Source organism: uncultured Nostoc sp. (assembly GCF_964245575.1).
Lineage (GTDB): Bacteria > Cyanobacteriota > Cyanobacteriia > Cyanobacteriales > Nostocaceae > Nostoc.
Genome location: NZ_CAXTNP010000107.1, coordinates 1 through 24,083, shown reverse-complemented (window position 1 = coordinate 24,083; position 24,083 = coordinate 1). Strand labels below are relative to the sequence as shown.

General features: G+C 41.8%; 23 protein-coding genes and 3 pseudogenes. 15 read left to right on the top strand and 11 right to left on the bottom strand.

Annotated elements, in window-relative coordinates; translation table 11 throughout:
• Positions 1 to 300: 300 nt before the first annotated feature.
• Positions 301 to 465: pseudogene (locus ACFFAP_RS18100) on the top strand (sugar ABC transporter permease); the annotation flags it as partial.
• A gap of 57 nt (positions 466 to 522) precedes the next feature.
• Here ACFFAP_RS18100 and ACFFAP_RS18095 read toward each other — a convergent pair.
• Positions 523 to 1,089, bottom strand: a complete 567-nt coding sequence (locus ACFFAP_RS18095; RefSeq protein ID WP_375512502.1) for a thermonuclease family protein — start codon at positions 1,087 to 1,089, stop codon at positions 523 to 525.
• 179 nt (positions 1,090 to 1,268) lie between these two features.
• On the opposite strand from ACFFAP_RS18095, the gene ACFFAP_RS18090 reads away from it, so the two are divergent.
• From ACFFAP_RS18090 to ACFFAP_RS18065, 6 genes are all read left to right on the top strand, one after another.
• The gene (locus ACFFAP_RS18090; protein ID WP_375512501.1) at positions 1,269 to 2,012 is read left to right on the top strand and encodes a ferritin-like domain-containing protein; all 744 of its coding nucleotides are present in this window, start codon (positions 1,269 to 1,271) and stop codon (positions 2,010 to 2,012) included.
• A 118-nt stretch (positions 2,013 to 2,130) separates the two neighbouring features.
• A complete protein-coding gene (locus ACFFAP_RS18085) occupies positions 2,131 to 3,024 on the top strand; it encodes an EF-hand domain-containing protein (protein WP_375512500.1) in 894 nt (297 codons plus the stop codon).
• Positions 3,025 to 3,484: 460 nt separating this feature from the next.
• A complete protein-coding gene (locus ACFFAP_RS18080) occupies positions 3,485 to 4,036 on the top strand; it encodes a hypothetical protein (protein ID WP_375512499.1) in 552 nt (183 codons plus the stop codon).
• On the top strand, positions 3,975 to 4,616 hold the full coding sequence (locus ACFFAP_RS18075) for an adenylate/guanylate cyclase domain-containing protein (protein ID WP_375512498.1): 642 nt from the start codon (positions 3,975 to 3,977) through the stop codon (positions 4,614 to 4,616). The genes ACFFAP_RS18080 and ACFFAP_RS18075 overlap by 62 nt, the downstream gene beginning before the upstream one ends.
• Positions 4,609 to 6,114, top strand: a complete 1,506-nt coding sequence (locus tag ACFFAP_RS18070; RefSeq protein WP_375512497.1) for a cyclic nucleotide-binding domain-containing protein — start codon at positions 4,609 to 4,611, stop codon at positions 6,112 to 6,114. The genes ACFFAP_RS18075 and ACFFAP_RS18070 overlap by 8 nt, the downstream gene beginning before the upstream one ends.
• Before the next feature lie 138 nt (positions 6,115 to 6,252).
• Entirely contained in the window at positions 6,253 to 6,600 is a 348-nt protein-coding gene (locus ACFFAP_RS18065; protein WP_375512496.1) for a winged helix-turn-helix transcriptional regulator, read from the top strand.
• 82 nt (positions 6,601 to 6,682) lie between these two features.
• Here ACFFAP_RS18065 and ACFFAP_RS18060 read toward each other — a convergent pair whose 3' ends face one another.
• From ACFFAP_RS18060 to ACFFAP_RS18050, 3 genes are read right to left on the bottom strand one after another with little or no spacing between them, the layout of a single operon-like run.
• Positions 6,683 to 7,072, bottom strand: coding sequence for a salt stress protein, Slr1339 family (locus ACFFAP_RS18060; protein WP_375512495.1), 390 nt, complete (start codon positions 7,070 to 7,072; stop codon positions 6,683 to 6,685).
• A gap of 26 nt (positions 7,073 to 7,098) precedes the next feature.
• The gene (locus ACFFAP_RS18055; protein WP_375512494.1) at positions 7,099 to 7,704 is read right to left on the bottom strand and encodes a VWA domain-containing protein; all 606 of its coding nucleotides are present in this window, start codon (positions 7,702 to 7,704) and stop codon (positions 7,099 to 7,101) included.
• Between the two features lie 55 nt (positions 7,705 to 7,759).
• Entirely contained in the window at positions 7,760 to 8,365 is a 606-nt protein-coding gene (locus tag ACFFAP_RS18050; protein ID WP_375512493.1) for a VWA domain-containing protein, read from the bottom strand.
• A 382-nt stretch (positions 8,366 to 8,747) separates the two neighbouring features.
• Here ACFFAP_RS18050 and ACFFAP_RS18045 point away from each other — a divergent pair, with 382 nt between their 5' ends.
• The 3 genes and pseudogenes from ACFFAP_RS18045 to ACFFAP_RS18035 form a co-directional block, all read left to right on the top strand.
• Positions 8,748 to 9,386, top strand: coding sequence for a PAS domain-containing protein (locus ACFFAP_RS18045; RefSeq protein ID WP_375512492.1), 639 nt, complete (start codon positions 8,748 to 8,750; stop codon positions 9,384 to 9,386).
• Positions 9,310 to 9,676, top strand: a pseudogene (locus tag ACFFAP_RS18040) (PAS domain S-box protein); the annotation flags it as partial. The gene ACFFAP_RS18045 and the pseudogene ACFFAP_RS18040, both read left to right, overlap by 77 nt.
• A 21-nt stretch (positions 9,677 to 9,697) precedes the next feature.
• Positions 9,698 to 10,718 (top strand): annotated as a pseudogene (locus ACFFAP_RS18035) (ATP-binding protein); the annotation flags it as partial.
• A gap of 137 nt (positions 10,719 to 10,855) precedes the next feature.
• Here ACFFAP_RS18035 and obgE read toward each other — a convergent pair.
• From obgE to ACFFAP_RS18020, 3 genes are all read right to left on the bottom strand, one after another.
• On the bottom strand, positions 10,856 to 11,884 hold the full coding sequence (gene obgE / locus ACFFAP_RS18030; RefSeq protein WP_375512491.1) for a GTPase ObgE: 1,029 nt from the start codon (positions 11,882 to 11,884) through the stop codon (positions 10,856 to 10,858).
• Positions 11,885 to 11,942: 58 nt separating this feature from the next.
• Positions 11,943 to 12,221: a four helix bundle protein gene (locus tag ACFFAP_RS18025; protein WP_375512490.1), complete on the bottom strand. Its 279-nt coding sequence runs from the start codon at positions 12,219 to 12,221 to the stop codon at positions 11,943 to 11,945.
• A gap of 133 nt (positions 12,222 to 12,354) precedes the next feature.
• The gene (locus ACFFAP_RS18020) at positions 12,355 to 13,029 is read right to left on the bottom strand and encodes a Mo-dependent nitrogenase C-terminal domain-containing protein (RefSeq protein ID WP_375512489.1); all 675 of its coding nucleotides are present in this window, start codon (positions 13,027 to 13,029) and stop codon (positions 12,355 to 12,357) included.
• Between the two features lie 510 nt (positions 13,030 to 13,539).
• Here ACFFAP_RS18020 and ACFFAP_RS18015 point away from each other — a divergent pair.
• The 4 genes from ACFFAP_RS18015 to ACFFAP_RS18000 all read left to right on the top strand — a co-directional run bounded on the left by ACFFAP_RS18015 (position 13,540) and on the right by ACFFAP_RS18000 (position 17,566).
• Positions 13,540 to 14,643 carry a glutamate--cysteine ligase gene (locus ACFFAP_RS18015; RefSeq protein WP_375512488.1) on the top strand — a complete coding sequence of 368 codons (1,104 nt, stop codon included), beginning with the start codon at positions 13,540 to 13,542 and terminating at the stop codon, positions 14,641 to 14,643.
• 608 nt (positions 14,644 to 15,251) lie between these two features.
• Positions 15,252 to 15,608: a hypothetical protein gene (locus tag ACFFAP_RS18010; protein ID WP_375512487.1), complete on the top strand. Its 357-nt coding sequence runs from the start codon at positions 15,252 to 15,254 to the stop codon at positions 15,606 to 15,608.
• Between the two features lie 500 nt (positions 15,609 to 16,108).
• Positions 16,109 to 16,648 (top strand): Dps family protein, encoded by a 540-nt coding sequence (locus tag ACFFAP_RS18005; RefSeq protein ID WP_375512486.1) that lies wholly within the window; start codon positions 16,109 to 16,111, stop codon positions 16,646 to 16,648.
• A 150-nt stretch (positions 16,649 to 16,798) separates the two neighbouring features.
• Complete coding sequence (locus ACFFAP_RS18000) at positions 16,799 to 17,566, top strand: ChaB family protein (RefSeq protein ID WP_375512485.1); 768 nt, start codon at positions 16,799 to 16,801, stop codon at positions 17,564 to 17,566.
• A gap of 246 nt (positions 17,567 to 17,812) precedes the next feature.
• Here the strand turns inward: ACFFAP_RS18000 and ACFFAP_RS17995 are convergent, their stop codons facing one another.
• Both ACFFAP_RS17995 and ACFFAP_RS17990 read right to left on the bottom strand, forming a co-directional pair.
• Positions 17,813 to 18,211, bottom strand: a complete 399-nt coding sequence (locus ACFFAP_RS17995) for a TIGR02588 family protein (protein WP_375512484.1) — start codon at positions 18,209 to 18,211, stop codon at positions 17,813 to 17,815.
• Positions 18,208 to 19,095: a TIGR02587 family membrane protein gene (locus ACFFAP_RS17990; RefSeq protein ID WP_375512483.1), complete on the bottom strand. Its 888-nt coding sequence runs from the start codon at positions 19,093 to 19,095 to the stop codon at positions 18,208 to 18,210. Before ACFFAP_RS17990 ends, ACFFAP_RS17995 begins: the two co-directional genes overlap by 4 nt.
• 270 nt (positions 19,096 to 19,365) lie before the next feature.
• Between ACFFAP_RS17990 and ACFFAP_RS17985 the strand changes: the two genes are divergently transcribed.
• Positions 19,366 to 19,548 carry a CsbD family protein gene (locus tag ACFFAP_RS17985; protein WP_375512482.1) on the top strand — a complete coding sequence of 61 codons (183 nt, stop codon included), beginning with the start codon at positions 19,366 to 19,368 and terminating at the stop codon, positions 19,546 to 19,548.
• A 413-nt stretch (positions 19,549 to 19,961) separates the two neighbouring features.
• Here ACFFAP_RS17985 and ACFFAP_RS17980 read toward each other — a convergent pair whose 3' ends face one another.
• Both ACFFAP_RS17980 and ACFFAP_RS17975 read right to left on the bottom strand, forming a co-directional pair.
• Positions 19,962 to 20,657: a M48 family metallopeptidase gene (locus ACFFAP_RS17980; RefSeq protein ID WP_375512481.1), complete on the bottom strand. Its 696-nt coding sequence runs from the start codon at positions 20,655 to 20,657 to the stop codon at positions 19,962 to 19,964.
• On the bottom strand, positions 20,654 to 23,938 hold the full coding sequence (locus tag ACFFAP_RS17975; RefSeq protein ID WP_375512480.1) for a type I restriction endonuclease subunit R: 3,285 nt from the start codon (positions 23,936 to 23,938) through the stop codon (positions 20,654 to 20,656). The genes ACFFAP_RS17980 and ACFFAP_RS17975 overlap by 4 nt, the downstream gene beginning before the upstream one ends.
• Positions 23,939 to 24,083 lie beyond the last annotated feature (145 nt).

Here is a 24,083-nt window from a genome sequence, read left to right as displayed (position 1 = left end):
TTGAGGTACTTCAAAGTCGTGTTGAGGTACTTCAAAGTCGTGTTGAGGTACTTCAAACTTTGTCGCACCGCAATTAAGTACAGAGATGCGGGCTACGCCTACGCTTGACTTTTAAAACAGTCGCTACACATTTTTATTTTTTAGACAAAACCTACGCAGTATTGCATCAAAATTGCTGCCATTTCCAAAAGCCATAATTCCCGAAGCGACTTGTCGGCATACATCGCTAATGCTGAGAAAAACCAAGCTAAGGGTAGAATTAGGGCGGAAAGTCATAATAGCTAAGAGGGAAAATTATAGATGCAAAAAATATATACTAAGTCGTGGTTGGATAATGATACAGCCGCCGCCTGGATTTTTCTCACACCAGCACTAATTTTGCTGGGCGTTTTTATCATTTGGCCGATCGCGTATTTGTTTTATCTCAGTTTCACTGCCGGTAGTTTCACATTAAAAGGTATTTATCTGCAAATATGCAATGCTCAAAAATGTAGTGGATTCAGTTAGAAACAGCTAAAGTTCCTATTTTTTATATAGGCTGCGATATTCCCAAGGATTCACAAATTTAGTATCACTCCAAACACCAAGCCGTTGCTCCTTGGCCTCAGCTTCAGCTTGTTGAACTAAGTTTTTACTAGGACACTTGTTTAAATAGGGACGATACACTTTTGCTAAACCTTCTTGCAACAATACTTGTTGCACAAAAGTGCCATTTTTTAAACGAACTTCGGCAATTTTACGTCCATAGCGATCGCTATCGGTGATATTCAAAGTCACGCGATCGCCTCCTTGTTGGACGAGTTGTTGCACCCGTTCTCGTGCTTTTACACCCCAAGTAAATTGATTGCGATCGCTATTGCGTTTACTCTGCTTTTCTTTGTTAGTATGAGCTATTTCTGGCGCATCTAGACAAGCAAAGCGCACGGTAAGATTTTTGCCATCAGCATCTTTCACTACTAAAGTATCGCCATCACTGACTCGCTCAACTGGTTCTCCAGAAGTACTGATGAAGCGATCGCAGCCGATCAAACCGAAAATCATGATAGTTGCACAAAGCCAAAATCGCACTCGTTTAGTTAATTTCTCCATTCAAACTCACCTGCATTACCTCTGTGGGATGATATTAGCAAAATCAAAAGATATATTTGTTATTAACTGTAGGCAATTCAAAATCAAAAATTGTAACACCCTCTGGCGGCAACCAAATAGAAAATGCGGATTAGTTAGTATAAGAATTGTAACCTTGCAATTGTTAGCGGCAATTTCTGATGAACTTCTTGACTCACATTCTGCATCTAGCTGGTTCAGGTGTCTTTGCTTATTACTCTGCTGCTCAAATTCGTGATTTGAAAACCCGCCCCAACATCCTTGCGGGGTTTCAGTTGGCGGAATCTGGCTCTGTGCCGTTTTTAACTGCACTTGGCGATCGCGCAGCTGCTGAAGGCGATACATGGCTAGCCGAAAAACTAGCAAAACATGCATCAGATGAAACTAGGCATGGTAAAATTTTTGCCCACGCCTTACAACAGTTGGATAAACAAGTTATAGATTTCAAGCGTCAACCCCAAACTCCATCGACAAACAAATCACAGCAACGTAGTCCCTTTTTTGCAGCATTCTTTGAGGGCTACCCTCAAGAACAGCTCAAACCTGCTGTGATTGATTGGGATGTGTTTATGGCTAGCACATACATTCTGGAGTTAGATGCTAGTAAAGACTTTGTGCGAATGGCGAAAGTATTACCTGATAACGAGCCAACTGCTCGGAACTTGAAGTTAGGAATGCTAAGTATTGCCGAAGATGAAACTGGACATGCGGCTTATCTCTATGAAGCGATGATGCGACGCATGTCTGCAACTCAAGTGCAAAAACTCGTAGATATGTGGCGAACCCGCAAGGTAAACGCCTTGTTGGCAATGGTTGGCGGTATCCTCCAGCGCGATGGCGAAACGCGATCGCTAGTCCAGGATAGTGCGCCATCGGAAATTGATTCTGAGTTGGTAGCTACGTAATTATAGATATCCTTGAGTATCTAATGTTCAAAAAATTGAGAACATTCAACATCTAGCTTGAAAGGCAGGAGGTCTGCCTCTTGCCTTCTTGAGAGCAACGCGATTTTGTGAGATTTGATTGGTATTCTCAATAAAATTTATTGGCTTGGCAAAACAATTACCAATTAACAGTTCAAGCTTGATATTTTTCGGTGTGATTCTAATTGTTGGTTTGGCAATACCGGGAGCTTTAGCCCAAGTGTGGCGTGAGAAATCTCCTGTTGAATCAAATCACCATAGTAAGAACTGGAAATTTATTGGAGTGCTTGCTGTCGCATTAATGGCTTTGGCAACTGGGTTTCAGTTTACACCATCAACATTCCTGGGCGATTTATTTTTCTCAACGGATGCAACGCGATCGCTAGCTTGTCTGCAACAACTAGCAGTGGCAACATTAGTCTTTATCTTAATCCGCGTCTTTGCCCTATTAACTTCAGTGTTTACAAAAGGCAAGCTGAATAAGGCAGAAGCCAGAGATGCTTATATCCTGCTTGTTAATCCCAACTTTTTCCTTTGGGCTGCTCTTTTCCTCGGAGTTAGTGCAACTGCAAATCCTGAAGCCGTAAAATATGCAATTTTTTGGGCAGCGCTGGGGTTCTTCTGCATACCACTCGTCGAGCAGATATTGTTTATGAATTCATTTGGTAATGAATTATTGCGAGAAACACTGCGTTCTTCGAGAATGGCAACAGAAGATGTGAGAAAACTTTTCCAGCAATTGGATACAGATGGCAGCAATGCACTCGATAAAGACGAGATTATGGAGCTTTTAGGTCGAATAGAAGATATGACAACAGGCGAACGTAGTTCTGAAGATGTCAGGAGGTACGTAACTGATTTTCTTTTCAATATTCTTGATGCCGATAAAAATGGCACGGTTGAATTAGCAGAGTTAGAAGAGTATGTATCAACCTATGGGTTAGTTGCTAACCTTAACGTTGTCTCTGCTGCTGCATCCCCGGTAACAACTTAAATAATTCAAAATTCACGCATTAAAGACAGTTACAGTCGGGGATTTAAACCCCGACTGTAACTTGCTTCCCGCAGGGTATTAAACCCTTTAATTTCTGATAATTTGCTTTTGGCAAACGCATCTTAATTAGTCTTGACAAAACCAGTGGTTAGTGTATCAAATGAATTGGAACTTATCGTTTAGACATCAATACGCTTGGGTTAAGAATAATTGTAGGTTGGGTTGAACTTTAGTGTTACCCAACAAAGGCTTGAAAACGTTAGGTTTCGTTCCTCAACCCAACCTACATAATTTAATTTTTTGGGTTTAACTCAACCGTATTGGTTTAGACATAGGAGTGAAAAAGAATTGTTTTGACGTAGCAGTGCTACGTCTCTACAAGGGTTCTGGATAACGCATATTTAATTTCACTCCTATGTCTAATGAGAGAAATAAGGCAAAGAATATCAAGAAAATTTATATGCAATTATTTAAGCAATTAAGTATAAAGACAAAACTCATAGTCATGTTGCTGGTAGTCAGCCTTTGCGCGATGCTCGCAAGCACCTTTATATGCTCTAGTGCTGGTAAATCTCTTCTGACGGAAAAGGTCTTCAACCAATTAACCAGCCTTCGGGCTGCCAAAACTTATCAAATCCAAGATTATTTTGAAAACCTTAACAACCATAGCCAGACTTTAAGCGAAGATATGACAGTCATCGCCGCCATGCAGGAGTTTAAGACGGCTTACCGCGAACTTGATAAATCAATAGTACCAGCGGATTTTGACAAAAAAATTGATACCTACTACCAAACACAATTTCTCACCAGACTAGCGCGAACTAACGAGGGTTCGCCGATTCTGGCATCTTACACGCCAAAAACAGCCGCAGCCCGTTACCTACAGTACTACTACACCGTCGCTAACCCCAACCCCGTTGGCAAGAAACTTCTTCTTGACGATCCTGGCGATGGCAGTTCCTACAGCCGCGATCGCCAAACGCCTCAAACAGGGCGATCGAGAAATTGCTGATCAGATTTCTAATGTCTCGGTCTTGTTTTCCGACCTCGACCAATTCACTAAGCTCACGAAATCAATGTCTCCTCAAGAAGTTGTTGGCTTGCTTAATGAACTGGTAACAGCCTTCGATGAAATGACAGATAAATATGGTTTGGAGAAGATTAAAACTATTGGTGACGGTTACATGGCTGTATGCGGGCTGAATGTGCTGCGTCTGGATCATGACAAACGCACAGTAGATTTTGCTTTGGAAATGCTGTCGTTTGTCCGCCGATTTAATTATGAAAAAGGCTTGCATCTAGACCTACGGCTCGGCATCAATTCCGGAGATGTGGTTGCAGGCGTGATTGGCAAAAATAAATTGCTCTACGACGTTTGGGGCGATACCGTAAATATTGCCAATCGGTTGAAGTCTGCTTGTCCGCCAGGAGTTATCTTAGTTTCTCAGAACGTCTGCGATCGCCTGCACGATATCTACGATTTTAAGCTCTTTGGTGAAATTCAAGAACCTGGAAAAGAAAAGCTAGTGGCTTGGCAACTCAAAAATTCTAAGCAGACAGTAAGTGTTCGAGAGGAAGAAGTCTATGAGTAATTTAAGGTTTTCCAGCGATTGGCACACCTGGGCGGTAATTGTCGGATTAGGGTTCCCACTTTTGGTAGTTTTACTAGGAGAGGTGATCTATCATTTAAAAAGGCGCGGTAGACCGTTGGCGGCTACACTGCGGGTTGTGAAAAACCTCGTCCTGCCGGTCTTAATACTGATGGTTTTGATCAGGAATGTCTTGAAGCTTGACGTTAATGGGAATTTTGCCAAGCTGGTCGAAACGCTGTTCTGGATATCTGTTATCTACGCCTCTCTCTCGCTATTTAATGTGATTTTATTTGAAGAAGCTGAGGCAAATACATGGCGGGCAAGGATGCCCAAACTACTGATCGACCTTTCCCGGCTGTTTTTGGTGCTTGTAGGAAGCGCGATCGTGCTGGCGGCGGTGTGGGGTGCAGATTTGGCAGGTCTGGCTACCGGATTAGGCGTTAGCTCGATTGTGATCGGTTTGGCGCTTCAGGATACATTGGGTAGCATCATGTCTGGCATTGCGCTGCTTCTCGAACGCCCCTTCAGCGTCGGTGATTGGTTGCGCGTTGGCAATAGCGAAGACCAGGCGATCGAAGGGCAGGTAATTGATATTAATTGGCGATCTGTTCGCCTCCTAACTCTCCAGCGCCAGGTAATTGTCGTTCCTCATCAGTTCATTGGCAAAGAAATAATCCATAATTACAGCCAACCAGAACGCATTTATAACCAACGCATCAATATTGGTTTCTCATACGATAGCCCCCCTAACCTCGTGAAGCAGGTACTACAAAGTACCGCTCTGGCTACCCAGGGAATATTAGCCGAACCCGAACCAGAGAGCAAAACCACATCCTATGAAGAGACGGCAATTATCTATGAGGTGGAGTTCTTTATCGAAAACTTTGAGGATGTAGAGCAGATACTTGATAGATTTATGACGCGAATCTGGTACGCAGCGCAGCGAAATAACCTGACGCTATATCGCTACCGATATGAGTATGCTGTGGAAGCTGCTAAATCGGCAGATAGCGCTTCAAGTAAGTTGGCTCACCTGCACTCAATTCCCGGATTTATGCCTTTGGCTAGAGAGGAGAAAAATTTGGATGACTTAGCCAAGGGGAGTATTTTACAACAGTTCGGTGCTGGCGAAAAAGTCATCCGGCAGGGTGAGCCTGGTAAGGCGTTGTACATTATCATTGCGGGTCAGGCTCTAGTCACCGTCACGAACGAGTTTGGCATGGATTTGGAGGTAATGACTATCTTGCGTGGTGAGTTCTTTGGCGAGATGGCACTATTTACTGGGGAAGCGAGTCCGGTATCAATCACCGCTGTTGACGATTTGCAAGTTCTTGTTATCTACTCAGATGCTGTAAATCTAATGATTGAACGTCAACCAAGCTTGGGGCGTGAGATAGGTCAAATTATAGAAGCGCGAACCAAAGCGGTAAATATGGCTCAACAGGCAGATGTTTCGTTCAATGCTGAGGTTGAATTGCCTATTCGGATTTTGAAGTAATTGAGGTTCTTGAGTATTCTTAAAGGAATTAGGAAAAATCAGCAAACATTAGTTATGGAAGACCTAAAACAAGCAATAATCAGATAACTAGCGGTACTACCCAGCAAACCTGAGTCAGGTTCTTCCTACAAAAAAACTATGAAAGCTGAAGCAGAAAACCATCGCAGGCTGACTTGTGAAGTAGAAACTACCCTAAAGGTGATTGGCGGACGCTGGAAAGTTTTGATTATTAGAGAATTAATGACTGGCGTAAAACGCTTTGGTGAGTTGCAACGGGCTTTACCTGGAGTTACGCAAAAGATGCTAACCCAGCAACTCAGAGAAATGGAGGAAGACGGCATTATTCATCGAGAAGTTTATCCCCAAATTCCACCCAAGGTAGAATATTCTTTAACGCCTTTAGGAGAAACTTTGCAACCAATTCTTTATGCTATGCATGAATGGGCTGTTAAACATTTAGCTAGAACAAATCACCATCAATATTGAGTATAGGTAATAAATAATAATTGCTAACTTATAATTTGAGCTAGCAGATTTATCAATAGGGTTTTGAATTTTGAATTGTTTATTAATTGCTTCTTAAATATTCAATCGCTGCCTCTAATTTGGAAGAGTAACTTTCAGCAAACCTTTCAAACCAAAGTCCTTCGGATGAAAGTGGATCTACTTTGGCTAACCATTCTTTTGCCTGCACTTTCAAAACCTCTAGTTGTTTGGCTTTGAGTTGTTCTTGTCGAATATGTTCCTGTTTTAATTCTTCCTGTCTTTTCAATTCAATAGCAGCATCCTGTTGGGCAAAATCAGCCTTAACTTCTGCCAAAAGGTTATCTATGAAAGATGCCGACTTTGGCGATGGTGGAATAAAGGATTTGGCTGTGGCTGATTTTGACTGCTGTTCAGGTTGTACTTCTTTGTATTCAGTTTGGAGTTCAGCTAACAGCTTATCGATGGAATCCATTTTTGCAATTCCTATAAATGTTATAGCTAGTCGTTAATGGCGTTGAGCAGCACTTCCGATAGACTCAAATCTTCCATCTCTTCCATAGTAATTGTGTCACAGATATCAAACTTAGCACCAGCACTTTGGAGTTCATCGTCTAAGACTTTAAGAAAGCGGGTAGCTTGCTGATCTGTCCCGACTTGAATGAAGGAAATGGCTAATTCTTCATCTCGATCTATGCGACGAGAAGCTTCAATAATCACCCTCATTACTGCTTTGCGATCGTCCGGTTCACCATCAGTAACCACTAAAATTGTTTCACCATTTGGCTTTGTTTGACCGGCTGCTTTGCGCTGAAGGTAATCATCAGTTGCGTGTTTCAACACACCTGCCAAGTCAGTTGTACCAGAGGGATCATTTTCGAGAAATATCTGTGATACCTTGCTGGATGTCACATTTTCGTATCGCTTAAACCTACCAGAAAATACATAGATAGTGATCCCATCTGGGTCAAATTGTTCACACTTACTAGCTAAAGCTAAAGTAGATTCCTGGGCTGCAACCCATCTACTTCTACCACCCTTTTGATCTTGGGTTGCCATGCTGCCGCTCTTGTCGATAATCAAGGTATAATCACGATTTTCTAGCATTATTCAATTCTCCAATTAAGAGTTCAGAGTTACTGGACTATGGATGATCAACACATTAGTCAGTTATTGCGTTTGTCAATACATCTACAAGGCTCATTTCTTCTAAGTCGTCTAAAGTTACGGTATCGCAGATATCAAATTTAGCACCAACACTTTGCAACTGGTCATCCAATGCTTTGAGGAACTTAGTTGCTTGGGCATCTGAACCTACTTGAATGATCGAAATTCCTAATTCTTCATCACGTTCCATCTGGCGAGTCGCATGAATGATTACTTCAAACACAGCTTTACGATCATCTGGTTCACCATCGGTGATGACTAAAATTGTCTCTCCGTTTGGCTTGGTTTTACCGGCTGCTTTGCGTTGAAAGTAGTTATTGAGGGCATCCTGGAGTACACCTGCTAAGTTTGTCGTTCCAGAAGGGTCATTTTCGAGAAATATCTGTGCGACTTTGGCTGAGGTGACATCATCGTAGCGTTTAAATCTACCGGAAAACACGTAAACGGTGATGCCATCGGGGTCAAACTGTTCGGACTTTCTTGCCAAAGCCAGTGTAGACTCTTGGGCTATCTCCCATCTACTTCTACCACCCACTTGGTCAGGCGTGGACATACTACCGCTTTTGTCAATGATTAATGTGTAGTCGCGATCGCTCATCATAATATTCCTCTGATTGTTACCCTGTGGTTCTAGTCTAACTCCGTTTTTTTACGAGCAAGCAAGGCTTTTAAGCATTTGTATCAATTATGCTAATCAAAAAAGCCGCGCCACAGTCGATAAATGCGTTGGCGTAGCCCACATTTCTCTACGAGACGCTGCGCGAACGGCTGTGCTCAGTGACCACCGCAGGCATCGCTAGTGCGTCTTTGTTCCCGTAGAAAACAAAATAGACTTGTCCCCAATCCTTTAGAAACACTAAAAGTTAGAGATTGGTTAGGTTGTTGCAACCGTATTTAGTCTGGGAATAATAAATACTACTCATGCTGACACACACCTAGCTAAACAGCTTTTGTTTAACTCGATTTGAGAGATGAATTCGGGTATGAACCATCCCAGATTTTTAGATAACTCCGTGCAAAAACAAAATACGCAACAGACAAACTTCTCCCCGGCATTTCTGCATCAGATGATCAATGGCATATCTGACCCAATTTTTGTCAAAGACCGTCAACATAGCTGGGTATTACTTAACGATACCTATTGTGATTTCGTCGGTCATAGCCGAGAAGAATTAATCGGCAAGTCAGACTATGATTTTTTTCCTCAAACAGAAGCTGATGTGTTCCGGCAAAAAGATGAACTGGTTTTCACCAGAAATATTATTAATGAGAACCAGGATCTTTTTACCGATGCTCAGGGTATAACCCATCTCATCTCTACAAAAAAGTCTTGCTTTGAGGATGAGACTGGTAATAAATTTCTGGTGGGTAGTATTCGAGATATCGTTTTAGACAATGAAGGCAGTAAAGTTCTGGGTGTGACTGACAAAGTTACTGATTTTACTGAACTCATGCAAAAGAGCGAGGCACTTCGGGAAACCCTAGAAGAACTCCAGGTAGTTGAAAAAGAACTGCGCCAACAAAACAAAGAACTAGCGATCGCTCGTGAAACGGCTGAATTACAGCGTCACAGAGCGCAAACGATCTCAAGAAGAACAGCAAAAATTTGTAGCGTTGGTTGAAAATAGCAGTGACTTTATTGGCATTGCTTCAATGGAAGGGCAAATTCTCTATGTAAACCCTGCCACTCAAGATGGTGGGACTTAGTAGCTTGGAAGCAGCCAAAACCAAATCCTTGGTTGATTTTTATTCACCAGAAGCTTTTGCAGAGTTTCAGCAACAAATTACTCGTTTGATATTTCAACATGGTTTCTGGCAAGGCGAGTTTCGCTATAGGCATTTTCAAACGGGTATAGAAATTCCCACTGATTGCAGCCTGTTTTTGGTTAAACATCCTGAAACAGGAGAGCCTTTCTGTCGGGTAGCTGTTGTTAGGGAAATCACAGAACGTAAACAAGCCAAGGAAGCCCTGCTAAAGTCAGAAGCGCAACTAAGACAACAAGCCCAAGAACTTAAAGAAGCACTCTGCGAACTTCAACACACCCAGACTCACTTAATTCAAAGTGAAAAGATGTCCAGTTTGGGTCAACTAGTCGCAGGAGTGGCACACGAAATCAACAACCCGGTCAATTTTATCTATGGCAACCTCACTCCTGCCAAGGAATACACCCAAGATTTACTTTCACTTTTGCAACTCTATCAAAGTCATTATCCTAAACCTGTGTTAGAAATTGAGGATTTTGCAGAACAAATCGAACTGGACTTTTTGAAGTCAGATTTGCCACAAATAATCAACTCAATGAAAGTTGGGGCAGATCGCATTCGAGAGATTGTGCTTTCCCTGCGAACTTTTTCGCGCTTGGATGAAGCCGAAATGAAAGCTGTTGATATCCATGAAGGAATCGACAGTACTCTGATGATTTTGCAAAGCCGCTTCAAGACTAATGACCAACGCCCGACAATTGAAATAATCAAAGAATACGGCAAACTCTCACTGGTTGAATGTTACGCAGGGCAGCTAAATCAAGTATTTATGAATATTTTGTCAAATGCGATCGATGCTTTAGAAGAGGGAGTGGGGAGTGAGGAAGAAGCAGGGGAGCTGTTAGGTCTTAGCAAAAGAGAAGAATTTTCTCCTCTGCTAAGAGCACCCCGCCCCTGGAGCCTCTTTTCAATGCCCAATTCCAACAATTTGCATTCGCACCCAACTACAGGAGCCAAATCAGGTAATAATTAGCATTGCCGACAATGGATTGGGAATACCAGAAGATGTTAAAAAACAACTATTTGACCCCTTCTTTACCACCAAGCCCATAGGCAAAGGTACGGGGATGGGGCTTGCCATCAGCTACCAGATCATTACAGAAAGACATGGCGGTTCCTTAGAATGTATTTCGCAGCTAGGACAAGGCGCTGAGTTTGTGATTAAGATTCCCCTGATCCAGGATACATAAATATAATTCGTAATTTTAAAAGCTTTCATCCCGTGAGTAAAAAACAAAGTATTTCTGCTGCTAACAGTTACTTCCCTTGTGAAAGTAGTAATTACGAATTACGTAGCTTGCTTCTCGCCGGAGGCGAGTATTACGAATTATCTCAATACCTCCACTTCTTGAGGAACCTTCATTTGGTCGAGAATTCCCCAGATTTCTTGTAACATCGGCTCTAACCCGGTGCGGGTAACTGCTGAAATCACAAAAACCGGCGCGTATGAGAGATGATTAAGTTGGCTAGCTAACGCCTCCAAATCGACAGTTTCCCGATCAACTGCATCAATTTTGTTCAGCGCCAAAATTTGCGGGCGTTCTGCTAAACCCCGTCCATAAGCTTGTAATTCTTCCTTAATTGTCTTATAATCTCTAACCACATCATCACTAGTGGCATCAATTAGGTGAAGTAGCACTCGCGTGCGCTCGATGTGACGTAAGAAATCGTGTCCCAGTCCTGCACCGTGAGCCGCTCCCTCAATTAGTCCGGGAATGTCGGCGAAAACAGTACCATCGCCAGTAGGTTTCCGCACTACACCCAAATTTGGGATGAGGGTAGTGAAAGGGTAGTCTGCGATTTTTGGACGTGCTGCTGATAAAGATGAAATTAGAGTGGATTTACCAGCATTTGGTAAGCCAATAATCCCCACTTCTGCCAAAAGTTTCAACTCTAGACGCAGCTGCTTGATTTCCCCTGGTAATCCTGGGAGGGCGTATTCTGGGGCGCGGTTACGGTTACTCAAGAAATGCTGATTTCCTAGTCCGCCTTTACCACCTTGGGCAATCAGCAAAGTCTGCTTAGGCTCAATTAAATCCCCCAGCAATTCGCCAGTTTCAGCATCATAAATGGTCGTACCACAGGGAACTTCGATGATTAAATCCTTTCCTGCTGCTCCAGTGCAGTTATTTGGCCCACCACGAGTCCCTTTTTCTGCCTGAAAGCGATGGTTATATCTGAAGTCCAGCAAGGTTTGCAGGTTTTCGTCGGCAACGAAAAATACTGAACCGCCTCTTCCCCCGTTACCACCAGAGGGGCCACCAGTTGGCACGTATTTTTCCCGCCGGAAGGCGACAATACCATCGCCGCCCTTACCAGCTTCAACTTCAATTTTTGCTTGGTCGATAAATTGCATAGTTAGTCATTAGTCATTAGTTATTAGTCATTAGTCATTAGTCATTAGTCATTAGTCATTAGTCATCTGGAACATTGCCAATTGATTTTAGGTAGGCGTTTAATTGAGGTGCTAGGTCATTAATGATTAGCTTGAGTGCATCTATTTGTTCATCTGTTAAGAGATTACGGCTATATGCTCGTCTTAGCCAGTGTTGAGTTTCATACAAAGATCCTCTTGCTATTGAGACAAATCGTCGATCGTCTTGATAACTCCCTCGTCCTACTCCTTCTGCTATGTTGGCACCAATACTATCGGCTGAACGGACAATCTGTTTACCTACTGTATCTTGTGGCAATGACTACTATCCATTAACAATTTTCCAGATGTCGTCAGCTAATCGTTCTGCCAGTTGATAAACCTGTAATTCTTGAAACCTCCTACTTGACATTATCCTTCTTAACTAATGACTAAAGACTAAAGACTAATGACTAAATATATGGTGAAACATCTTCACCACATTTATCTGCCAGATAAGAGAGGGCGCGGAAACGTAAGCCCACCAGTTGTTCATACAACGGGTTAATTTTACACATCGGCGGTATGTGGACAATCTTTCGTCCAAATAAAGTAACATCCCGCTCAAAGGGACACTGGGAGGGAATCATTTTACACAAAAAGCGGGCTACTCTTGGGTCTTGGATATCTAGCTTATCCAGCCAGTCGCGCAGGGGGTGTAATGCATTAATTTGACGCTTTGTAAGCCCAGTGCTGGCGATAGTGGGGGTAAGCTGTGGGTGTTCTAGGGTGTGGCGAAGGGCTTCTAGTAAATTGTCTGGCTGTTCCAAGGCTTGGCAGAACTGATGCAGAACCTGATCTTCGCTGGGAGAATAAGTGCCATCTGCGATCGCTACCATGATCGCTGTCCTTAAGAAATTTTCCGATGCTGGCGTACCTTTTCCCAAAACTGCGGCTAATTCTTCCGGCGTAATTACCTCTAGTAAGTCCCATTTAATCTTAGGAGCTAATTCATTTTTAGTGATGCTGGCAATTAATTCCTGTTCTTGGGCATCAAAATTACCATCTGCCCAAGCAATGGTGAGCAGTCCACGCAACCAAGCGGCAATCTGTTCGCTGCTGTAGGGGGATTGAACGGTACTTGTCATAAACTCACGTCTCAAGCTTTCCTCAGTCACTACTAAGCTACCCTACCCAGCGACTATGAAGATAGTGGTGGCAATACAGAATAATCAAGAAAGTGCGTAGGCGTAGCCAGCCGTAGGCATCGCTGCCTCAAGAAATAAACCAGAGAAGTTTTTAAATCGCAACAGTCGGTCTTCAGGTAAAATCCATTTTAGACTAATCTTGAGAATTATTTCTACTTACGCTGAAAAAGGAGATTTAATCTGTGTTGTGGAGGTATTCATGAAAACCAAAGTTCACCTTGGCATCATTCAATAAACACTACTAATTCTCCTCTGGGCTAAAGCTTATGAGCTTCAGATAGCAGATCCAATTATAGTAGATCCTAAATCATCTGAGATTCTTGCAACGAACGCTTACGAATTTGATTAACTTACTACTGCAAAATCTTATCAAATAAGCTGTTGTTTACGAGAAACTATCCTCGACAACTGGGTACGCACCTACTTCAATAAACAATAAAGGTATACATAATGTTTTTATTTGGCATTGAGCATGAAGTCGCTTTCTTAAACAAAGAAGGCAAGTTTGCTGATTTTTATCAGACAAAATTTGCTGATTTCAATCAAATTATTGAAAGGCTACCTACATACCCCAGCGATTATCCTCAACTGCGGGTTGGGGATGCGGGTATTAAGATGAAAAGATGGTATATTGAGGGATTTGAAAGATTTGCAGATTCCGAGAAGGTGATAGACTGTCATGCTAAAGGTATTGAAATTAGAACGACTATACATTCTGATATTCAAGGCGCTATTAGTGAATTGTCAGAAAGTTTTCACTTGCTAAGTCAGGTTGCTGCTGACTTTGGTTTATCACCAGTTTTAGTTAGTTTTAATCCCTACAATCCGGTTTTTGAGCCTCAACCCCCATTAAACGATTATGAAATCAAACAGCTAGAGGCTTATCCTGACGAACAAACTGCTAATATTCACATGGTGTCATACGGCCCAGATTTAAATATTTCAATGGCAAATTTGTCTACTGAAGATGTAATTGATGTTGGCAAAAAGTTAACTTATTACAGTCCCTATATCGTCCCTTTTAGTTATAGTTCCCCTTTTTATAAGGGAGGATTATGGGATGGTTTATCGGTACGAACATTTATCAGAACCGGAAAAAGACCAGCAGCCCTGGTTTTTATTCAGAAACAAGAACAACTGATTAATAGCATACCTTCCTTGACAAAAATCGCCCGCATTCCGGCTGAAGTGGGACGCATTGAATTTAAGGCTTGTGATAGTTGTGATGACTTTTTAACCTATGCAGCTTTACTGACATTATTGAAAGGTTTGGTGTTAGATGAAACCTTACTGGGTAGAGCAACTGTACCCGATGCAGCATTACACCAACTTTCTGCAAAAGAAGGGTTTGACAACGAGGATATTTTTGGGAATGCGACAAAAGTATTGCTTGCAGCCGAAGTTGCTTTAGGAGATGACCCAGATGTTCATTATTTAACGCCGTTAAAAGTACTGCTGGCGAAGCGAAAAACAAGATCCCATGAATTAATAGAAATGTTCCATCGCCTAAGTTCAATAGAAAAAGTAATAAGACAGACTTATCAATTTAATTGAAGATTTACATCATTACTTTGAAGTTTATCTAGTAAAAGTAACAATTCGTCTTGTGTAATTAACTCGTTTAATGCTGATGCAGCTTCAGTACGAATATCTGTATCTACGTATTGTTATGGTGTAGAATGACCGGGAATGACTGCGGTATTCACTCCATCCATACCCATTGCGATCGCACCACTGCGACGGATGTTAGCCTTTTCTAAAATCAGCACATCTGTATTAGGATTCGCTTGCTTTGCCTTGATACCTGCCGTCGATATACCTAGAGACTGATTTTATTACGACTATAGATATAGGAAATTTCATTCTGGAGATTGATGTAGGCATTAGCATTTTCATAGTAAAAGTAAAAACAGTGAACCTTGAGAGAAGATTGTTAATAAAAAATGTAATGATTTTGCTAAAGAATTAAGGTGGTATTTGCTTATTATCCCTTACTAGTTTCGATGCAGAAATCCAAAGACAATTTCTTCGCCAGGTTCGTTTATAAAGAACTTCCAGATTGAAGCGGAGCTTGCTATTTTTGCTCTTTACCAAATAAGGTGTGAGTTTCGGCTCTCTTAGTGAAAGTTCTGCGTTTTTAAAGCTGTTATCGAGGATTTTAAATGAAAAAGATTGCTTCTGTTTTATCTATCTTAAGTCCAGTACGCTTCCTAGTTGTGGCTTTTACTTGCGCCTTACTATTGTTATCTAGTGCTTTTCCTGCTTTTGCGATCGATAGCTACCAAAGTGACCCTACCGAAGCTACTACACAACTGCTTGACATTCAACGCAAAACTGACGAAGCCGCTAAAGAACCACCAGAAGGATTGAAAAAGACTCAAAAAGAGACTAACGAAGGACTTAATGAGGTTCAGGGAGCTGCTGATATTGACAAGCAGAAGCGTCCAGAAAATTCACAGGCTGCAACATCTGTGGAAGAAAATATAAAGAATGCGTTAGAGAAAGTTACAGGTAAGTAACTAAAATAATAGTTCTGGTAATCTTTCAGTAGTAATGGGTGATTGCGTAAATGCAGTGACCCATTACTAATTAGCACTGTTAACCTGGTGACTTCAATTAAGTATAAAAGTCAATACGCTTCCAATACGGTTCGGTTAAGAATATTTGTAGGTTGGGTTGAAGGTCGTGAAACCCAACAACCCCTGCAACAGTTGGGTTTTGTTCCTCAAACGCCACTTGCAAGGCTCGTCGGGAGACCGCACAACCTACACATTTTTATTTTTTGGGCTTAACCGAACCTTATTAAATACGCTTCAGTTTTCTATATATTTATTGTTGTAGCTTAAAAACAATAAAGTTCGCTAATTACTAGATTATTGGCTTAATACTACCTATTAAGACATAGGTAGTATTATGGATGTAAGAATTAATTTCAACTCACAATATTTCCTTTGGTTGATGTGGAATCTGTCTGAAATTTGAGATATTAATAAATAAGTTTGCTTAGGGATGGAAAACAATGCGTGCGATAAACATTGGTTTGACAGAAGAACAGCGTCAAGGGGTAATTAATCTGTTAAATCAAGATTTGGCAGATGCCTATGTACTGTTGGTGAAAACCAAAAAGTACCACTGGGATGTAGTTGGCCCTCAGTTCCGCTCTTTGCACCAGCTTTGGGAAGAACACTACCAAAAGCTAACTATAAATATTGATGCCTTGGCAGAGCGGGTTCGCGCTTTGGGCGGTTTCCCAGTTGGCTCATTGGAGGGATTTCTCAAGATTGCTACCCTCAAGGAACATGCTGGTAGTGTTCCCACAGCAACAGGGATGGTAGCTAATTTAGTGGATGATCACGAGCAGGTTATTCGGAATTTAAGGGATCATTTGGATCAATCGGGTGAACAGTTCCACGATCAGGGAACTGCTGACTTTTTAACTGGACTCCTGGAACAGCATGAGGAAATAGCTTGGATGCTGCGTTCATTTATTGAAGGGGAAGCACTAGACGCAGATGGTAGAAAGCCAGCAGAAGGTGCCAAGACTCCTGTAAGTGTGTAGCTCATAAGTCACCAGTTAAGGATGGCTGACTGTCAAACTAATTGAGGGAGGAATCAATCCTCCCTCAATTGGTGTGAAAGGATTAATCTGCCTGCATCTACCTATTTACTATATTCATTGCAAAAACAACATAATACCAGGAGTTTTTAAGTGTTAGAAGTGTATCAAGCAGAACGTACTATCTCTGCTGTATTTAAAGAACAGAAGCAAATTGATGATTTGATTCGGCGTTTACTAGACAGGGGTGTGCCTAGAGATCATATTTCGGTCATGGGCAGAAACTTCCAGTCAGAAACTAGAATTGCTGGCTTTATTAGTAAAAAAGATGTGATTGTAGGAGGTTTGAGAACAGGGGCAGTTTTTGGTTCCTTGTTTGGTTCCTTTCTCAGTTTGCTCACGGGTGTAGGCGTACTGTTTATTCCTTTTGTTGGTTCAATCGTGGCAGCAGGGCCTATTGGTGCAGTACTGTTGGGGGCTGCCAGTGGAGCGATCGCAGGTAGTGCAGGTGCTGGTCTAGTATCGGTTCTAACTACTTTGGGGATGCCAGAAGATAAAGCGGCTATCTACCAAACCCGCTTACAAGCTGGCGAGTTCTTAGTAATGGCAGAAGTTCCGAGCGATCGCACTGGCGAATTTCAATTGTTGCTCGAAAGTGCTGGTGGCGAAGAAATTCACACAATTGAAAAAACCTTTGCTCGCCCTTGTCCTGGACAGTGCAACAGCCCACAAGATTTGTCTCCTGAGGTTCGCGCTCATCTTTCGGATGAAGCTCAACGTACATTCATCGAGCGCTATAATACTGTCTTCAATGAAAAAAATGACGAATTTACGGCTGAACAAGCTGCTTGGGAGACTGTTCACCAGCAATATGATGAAGATGAAAACGGCGTTTGGTCAAAAGCTAAGGTTAAAGCTTAAAAATTTTTAAGAAATAAATTATCGGTGTTGCAGAGAAAGCGGGATAATTTAACAACTAATAGAATCTCTTCCTCTACCTGCCCCGATTAAAAACAGCTTCCCTCAATTCATCCCACTGTTCTGCAATGCCAAATTATCTAATCTTATAGGGTGAGTGTCTTGTCAGCCTGGAGTTAAGGGCAAACGAGATGCCCACCCTAGAATCTGTTGTGTGAGTCTGCCTTTATCTGCGGTTTTAAATCTTCACTAGGGCAATTTATAACTACCAACACGCAGATTTAACTGACCTTGGCGCGGATTCTGGCTAAATATAAATGCACCTTCTTCACTTTCACCACGAGATAAAAAGTCGATCTGTTGCTCTCCTGTTTCTGCAACTTTACCGTTAATCATTAACTCAGCCATAATTTGAACTGACTCGGCTGTGTCTCCTCCGGTATTCACGACTTCAAAGGGAACATAAAATTGTCCATTAATTTCCCGAATTGTTTCTTTTTTGGTAACAGAAAGTATGGGAGGTTGATTCTTTTCGTTCACCCAAGTGTATCCTACCAGACTGACAATGATTGCTAGGATAAGTGAGGCGACGCTGAATGTCACCCACTCAGCCATTGATAGCTTTGGTTTTTGTTCTGTTTTAGTCATATTGCTAGCCTTCCGGCTGCACCGCCAATAGTTGCAGGTAACCCCAGCATCAATGTGTGATCTAACCACATTGTCCAAGGGTCGCTAAAAGTTAATTTTTGAAAGAACCACAGCATAAAAGCGCCTGCTAGCAGTGACACTAGGTAAGACATAATAGTTTCGCTCGATGGTCGTTGAAAAATTCCCTTTTGCTGTTTACGCTTTTGCTGGTCAGAAAAGCCTGCCTGAAATACAATCCCATAAGAAATCAGCAAAGATGTGGCGATCATTGCCAACTGCCAAGGTGGGGAGGCTGCGGCTGCAAGCATAGGAATTTCATCTGTTGGAGCGATGTTAAATGCAATTATAGTTGCACCAATTAGGGTTCCACCCACATCAGTGAAGGTGGCGTATAGCTCATCGCCTTCATTTTTGGTTGTGCTGTTTCCCTGATCGGTTGCTTGTCCTTCTGTATTGCTATTTCTGGTATCTCCCAAAAACTGGTTTGCTAATGCTACACCCAGAGTAAAGGGTACACTTTCAAAGATGATTTTACCTAAAGATTCTTTTAGGGAAGTTTCTAGCGTCAATTCCCGCAATAGTACCAGCACAAAGGCAGAGCAAGCTAGTCCGATCGCGATCGCTTGTACGGTATCCATTGCGGCTTGATAAGCTTGCCAGCTATATCTGCGTTTCCGAAAGCCTTCTGTCTGATTGAGCAAGAAAACCACAATAAACATCAATGCGATCGCCATCATCATCAGTTGTGGTTTTGCCAGTGATCCAATCCACCAAACCTCCATTGTGTACAGTAAAGGAATGCCAAATAAAAAACCTCCACAAGCACCCCGAATCATGTCATTAATCTCACTCTTCCAGACATTTTTTTGACGTTTTGTTGCCACTCCTTGACTTTCCTTTTCTTAAAAATTTGCTTTGACTTATACCAATCTATAAAGATGCATATAATTAGCCTGCGTACTGTTTCCCTACGGGAGGCTTTGCGATCGCACAAGCCGTACCCCTTGGAGAAGCAAGCTAGCAAGAGCATCCCGCATCTATCTTAGGTTAATATAATATATCAGATTATTCTATCGGTTGATGGAAGTAACAAAGAATAAACTATTGTTAGTTTATGTAATAGCTGAATCAACTACAAATCGGAAATAAAAACCATGAGTGCCGAAAAAAGAGTAGAAGCTACTGCAAAAAATATTGAAGGAAAAATTCAAGAGGTTGTAGGCGAAATAACCGGTAATCCACAAGATAAAGCTGAAGGAAAAGAAAAGCAAGCTGAAGCCCAAGTTACTCACACTGTAGAAAACATTAAAGATGAACTTAAGAAATCTTTAGACTAATTTCGCTTGTCAGTAAAAATAGCGATTTTAATGAGAATTCATTTTTGAAACTCTAACATTAATTACTCCACTTACTAAAAGTTAGTGGAGTTTTTATATTGGCGTAAAATCTCAAAGGGTTAATTACTAACAACTTGGCTCTAGGCATAATTTTTATAGCAATTTAATTCAACTGAATAACTAGCACGTCTAGTTAATAATTTCCATAGAAAGATGTCAATTATTGCACCAATGACGGTAACAATTACACTAGGGATACTCAAGGTTGCAGGAGTTAATTGAAATCTTCTTGTCTCTAAAAGAGTAACTAAAATTCCTCCGCTTACAGTACTTATGATACCTAAAACCATAGTTGAAACAATTCCACCACCCTGAAGACCTAAATGCGATCACTCCGATCATTTCACATATTTCTAAAGGTTATAAATTGCCCCATTCTCAGCTAACCACTGCTTTCGCTCAATATAATCTGGCACAATACGCTCCACCCTATGCCAAAATGCAGTGCTGTGATCCGGTTCAATTAGATGCACTAATTCATGAACTGCTAAATACTCAATCATCGCTCGTGGTAGCATTGCGACTCGCCAGTGAAAATATAAATCCCCTTTGTGTCCGCAAGAACCCCAACGATTCCCTAACTCACGTACTTGTACTGAACGAGGTGAAGTAGTAACTCGTTTAATCAGTGTGGCAATTTGTTGTTCTACAATTGGCTGAAGGTGTTCCCGATACCACTGAATAAAGTGTTCTCGACCTTGAGCTTGTGCTGGGCGTTGTAACTCAAAGCGGCTTTGATAGAGTCTCAGAGATGGCTGTTGTTGAAGCTCTACTACTTTCAGGCGATAGCTACGTCCTAGATAATAAAAACCTTCACCTGATACGTATTCTTTAATGCTAGCTGGTGGATTTAATGACTCTTTTTTTAAAAGTTTACTGTAAATCCAGTAACGTTTCTCGCTGACAATTCTTTCTAAGGTTTCTATTGATACTTCTGGGGGAGAAGCTAAGACTAATTTACCGTCACGTTCGACGGTAATCCCGACGGTGCGGCGTTTGGAACTGTGGCGAATTTCAAAATTCAGGTCGCCAAAGGTGATGCTTGTCATGCCATTAAATTATCACGATTTCTCCTAGCTAGTTGGACTAATTTATCTGCTACTTCTTCTAGTTGGTTGTAACTCACTAAATCACGATCGTCCAAGTAGCCTGCTATCCACCTTCTTAAATCTTCTTGGACTATTTGGCTAGCCCAATTTATTCGTCGTATTTCTTGGCGGATATGTTTGACAATTTCTACAGTTGCTTGAGCAAGTTCGGGGAGTTGTTTTTGGGAATATTCACTTAAAATGTTGATAAATGGCATTTGAGTTTTGGGATCTAATCCAGTCTCATCTGTAGTACGGCCAGCTTGGATTTGTTCTATATACTTCCGCAAAGCCTCAACTTTTGCTTCCCAGTTATCAGCTAAAGATTCCAGAATTTCTGTGAGTTTTTCACTTAAATTTTTGTAGTAAACTGGGTCTTCTTCATAATTTACGCTGATATGGTGACGGGCAGCGAATTCCATTTCTGCGGCTTGTGCTTTAATCGAGCGATGGCGCTGGACATGGGTTTTGAAATCCAGTGACATGATATCAATCGGTGGCACTTTTGGGTCAACACCTTGCGATTCAATATATTGGTCTATTAATGCCCTAACTTTCTCTTTGGCGCTAACGATGTTAAGTTTTTCATCTCTATAGAGGTCAGCAACAGCTTTTTTAATAAAGCCTAGTTTTTTGGCATCTCGAACAAAATTATAGGGCTGACGTGCTTCTGAACGCGGCAGTATTGTATCGAGAGTGTTGAGAAAGTCTTGGAAACAGTCGTTAAATTCAACTCTGAGGCGTTCATCTCTGAGCAAGTCTACACAAGCATCTATATCATCAATTGTGCAGCTATTTTTAGTAAATAGAGCGATAACTTGCTGGTGTCTGTCGCACAATTTTGGCAATTCTGCACGAATATCAAACCAGGCAGATTCTGTATCAAGATTCTCGTAAACCGAGAGTGCAGCAGCGATATCAACACCGTAATAATCGACCACTAACCCTTCTGTTTTTTTATCATTATACACTCGGTTAACACGAGCGATCGCTTGCAGCAATTCGTATTCTTTTAGTGACCTGTCTAAATATAAAACTTGTTCTAGGGGTGCATCAAAACCCGTTAACAGCATATTTTTTACGATTAAAATCCCTAAACTATCTTGGTCTAAAGGCTTTTTAAATTTTTCAATATTAATTTCCTGTTGACTTTTATCTGTCCACTTTTTCCAGCTACTGTCATCTCCTTTATCACCAGAGATGATAACAGCAAATTCTAGTTTGCGGATGGTTTCAAGATGTGGGAGTGCTTGAGCAAAAAAACAAGTTTCGGCATCAAGCGATTCTAAAACCTCTGTATCGAGATTTTGCAGAATCGGGGCGCGGTGTTCTAGTTGCTGTACTATTTCCCGTTGCGCTTCCACAAATGACTCTTGGTAACGGACGGCGGCGAGACGGGTAGAGGCGACAACTTGCGCTTTAAAGCCTCCTGCTAAAATGCGCTCAATATAATGATGCAGCATACTTTTAGCTTTGGCTTTAATTAGTTCCCGTGCTTCGCCAACTTGGGTTTTAGTCGCGTATTTAGCTTTAATTAACGCCCGTTCTTCTGGGGTTTTATCAGCAAAGATAATTTCAAAAAGTTTGTCGAGGTCATCACCTTGGGTTACAGTACCTCTAGCTTCTAATCCTTCGTAGACAATCGGCAAAGTGACTTTATCTTGTTGGGATTTGCGGATATTGTATTCGTCGATAAATGAACCAAAAATTTGCAGCGTGGTTTTTTTCGCAGCTTTGACAATGGGTGTACCAGTAAAGCCGATACGGACACAGTTAGGTAAGGCTTCTAATAAGTTGGTGTGGAGAGTTTTGGCGTGAGAACGGTGTGCTTCGTCAATTAGCACTAAGATATTTTCGGAAGGATTGAGGTTTTTCGGAATTGGTTCAATTTCTGCTTCTTCATCAGAATCTTCGCCACCTTTAAATTTCTGAATCATTCCGAAGACTAAGCCAGCGCCTGGTTGTTGCAAGTATTGTTCTAGCTTTTTGACGTTTTTAGCCTTTTGCAATGGTTCCCCGGTGAGGATGGCGGTATCTGCAAGTTGTTTTTCTAAGTCTCGGCGGTCGGTAACCACAACAATTTTAAAGCGGCGTAATTCTGGGATGGTGCGAATTTTCCGAATTAAGTAAACCATTGTCAGGCTTTTACCTGAACCTTGGGTATGCCAGATAATCCCACCGCGTTGGTCATCTGTGCCATGTTGGGCGCGGGTTTGATTGTGTTGAAGTTGGTGCAGTGCTTTATAAACTGCCCGATATTGCTGGTAACGGGGGACAATTTTGATGGTGCGATCGCCACTGGTTTTAAATAGGGTGAAATTATGAAAGATGTCGATCAAATTAGCTGGTTTCAACATCCCGGCGATCAGGGTTTGGCGAGAATTCAATTCAGAAGCGCCTAATTGTGCAGCAATTTCCGCTTGGGGGCTGGGAATGGTATCTTTCCAATCAACATAATGTTCATAATTTGCGCCGATGGTTCCGGCTGTTGCCCGTCCTCTAGAGGCTGCTATCATCAGCAGATTGTAGTGGAATAATTTCTCTGCGCCTTCTGGTTGACTGCTACCCCGTTGGTTGGAATATTTCAATAAGTCTTGAATTGCTTCAGTTATCGGGTTATCTAAATTGGGACTTTTACATTCAATCACTACTAGAGGAATGCCGTTAACAAGTAGTACCATGTCTGGGACGATAAACCCCCGATTACCAGTTGCCCAAGGCGGGTCTACTCGGTATTGATTGATGGCGATAAAATTGTTGCGGTGAAGATTTTCAGGAGCAAATTCAATAAAATGTACTGTATGCTGTTTACCGTCTTCTCCTAAAACAGTAGTACCTTTAAGTAGCAATTCTGTAGCGGCTTGATTGGCTTCGATTAATCTGTTTGCGCCCAAGCGTTCTAACTGACTCACTGCGGTTTGAACTTGGATATCATCTAGCCAAGGATTGCCGTTGTCATCTAAGTTGATGCGTTTGATGGCGGCTTTGAGGCGTTGTATCAGTAGAACTTGCTTAAAGTTTTCGCGTTCGGTAATTGCGGGATTGTCCCAACTGCCTTCTATATATTGCCATCCCATGCTGATGAGTTGTTCAATGATGGGTTTTTCTACATAGATATATTCTGGGGTTGATTGTGGCATAGTGATAGTTTTTACATTAAGAGACACACCTAATATATTTTGCACCAAAGATTTGCGGTGGTCACTGACTTGTACTGAGCGCAGTCGTAAAGCCTGCGGCATAGCTACGCTTCGGGCGCAGCTTCTCGCAGAGAAGTAGCTTGTCGTACCCCTTACGCGCAGCGTCTCCAAGAGTTGTGCGGGCTACGCCAACGCATTTGTTATTTCGGCGTACGCATTTGTTATTTCGGCGTACGCATTTGTTATT

Bases quoted from the DNA above. Each gene is read 5' to 3' on its own strand.
- ACFFAP_RS18095 (WP_375512502.1), bottom strand. From the start codon at position 1,089: ATGGAGAAATTAACTAAACGAGTGCGATTTTGGCTTTGTGCAACTATC.
- ACFFAP_RS18090 (WP_375512501.1), top strand. From the start codon at position 1,269: ATGAACTTCTTGACTCACATTCTGCATCTAGCTGGTTCAGGTGTCTTT.
- ACFFAP_RS18080 (WP_375512499.1), top strand. From the start codon at position 3,485: ATGCAATTATTTAAGCAATTAAGTATAAAGACAAAACTCATAGTCATG.
- ACFFAP_RS18075 (WP_375512498.1), top strand. From the start codon at position 3,975: ATGGCAGTTCCTACAGCCGCGATCGCCAAACGCCTCAAACAGGGCGAT.
- ACFFAP_RS18070 (WP_375512497.1), top strand. From the start codon at position 4,609: ATGAGTAATTTAAGGTTTTCCAGCGATTGGCACACCTGGGCGGTAATT.
- ACFFAP_RS18065 (WP_375512496.1), top strand. From the start codon at position 6,253: ATGAAAGCTGAAGCAGAAAACCATCGCAGGCTGACTTGTGAAGTAGAA.
- ACFFAP_RS18060 (WP_375512495.1), bottom strand. From the start codon at position 7,072: ATGGATTCCATCGATAAGCTGTTAGCTGAACTCCAAACTGAATACAAA.
- ACFFAP_RS18055 (WP_375512494.1), bottom strand. From the start codon at position 7,704: ATGCTAGAAAATCGTGATTATACCTTGATTATCGACAAGAGCGGCAGC.
- ACFFAP_RS18050 (WP_375512493.1), bottom strand. From the start codon at position 8,365: ATGATGAGCGATCGCGACTACACATTAATCATTGACAAAAGCGGTAGT.
- ACFFAP_RS18045 (WP_375512492.1), top strand. From the start codon at position 8,748: ATGAACCATCCCAGATTTTTAGATAACTCCGTGCAAAAACAAAATACG.
- obgE (WP_375512491.1), bottom strand. From the start codon at position 11,884: ATGCAATTTATCGACCAAGCAAAAATTGAAGTTGAAGCTGGTAAGGGC.
- ACFFAP_RS18020 (WP_375512489.1), bottom strand. From the start codon at position 13,029: ATGACAAGTACCGTTCAATCCCCCTACAGCAGCGAACAGATTGCCGCT.
- ACFFAP_RS18015 (WP_375512488.1), top strand. From the start codon at position 13,540: ATGTTTTTATTTGGCATTGAGCATGAAGTCGCTTTCTTAAACAAAGAA.
- ACFFAP_RS18010 (WP_375512487.1), top strand. From the start codon at position 15,252: ATGAAAAAGATTGCTTCTGTTTTATCTATCTTAAGTCCAGTACGCTTC.
- ACFFAP_RS18005 (WP_375512486.1), top strand. From the start codon at position 16,109: ATGCGTGCGATAAACATTGGTTTGACAGAAGAACAGCGTCAAGGGGTA.
- ACFFAP_RS17995 (WP_375512484.1), bottom strand. From the start codon at position 18,211: ATGACTAAAACAGAACAAAAACCAAAGCTATCAATGGCTGAGTGGGTG.
- ACFFAP_RS17985 (WP_375512482.1), top strand. From the start codon at position 19,366: ATGAGTGCCGAAAAAAGAGTAGAAGCTACTGCAAAAAATATTGAAGGA.
- ACFFAP_RS17980 (WP_375512481.1), bottom strand. From the start codon at position 20,657: ATGACAAGCATCACCTTTGGCGACCTGAATTTTGAAATTCGCCACAGT.
- ACFFAP_RS17975 (WP_375512480.1), bottom strand. From the start codon at position 23,938: ATGCCGCAGGCTTTACGACTGCGCTCAGTACAAGTCAGTGACCACCGC.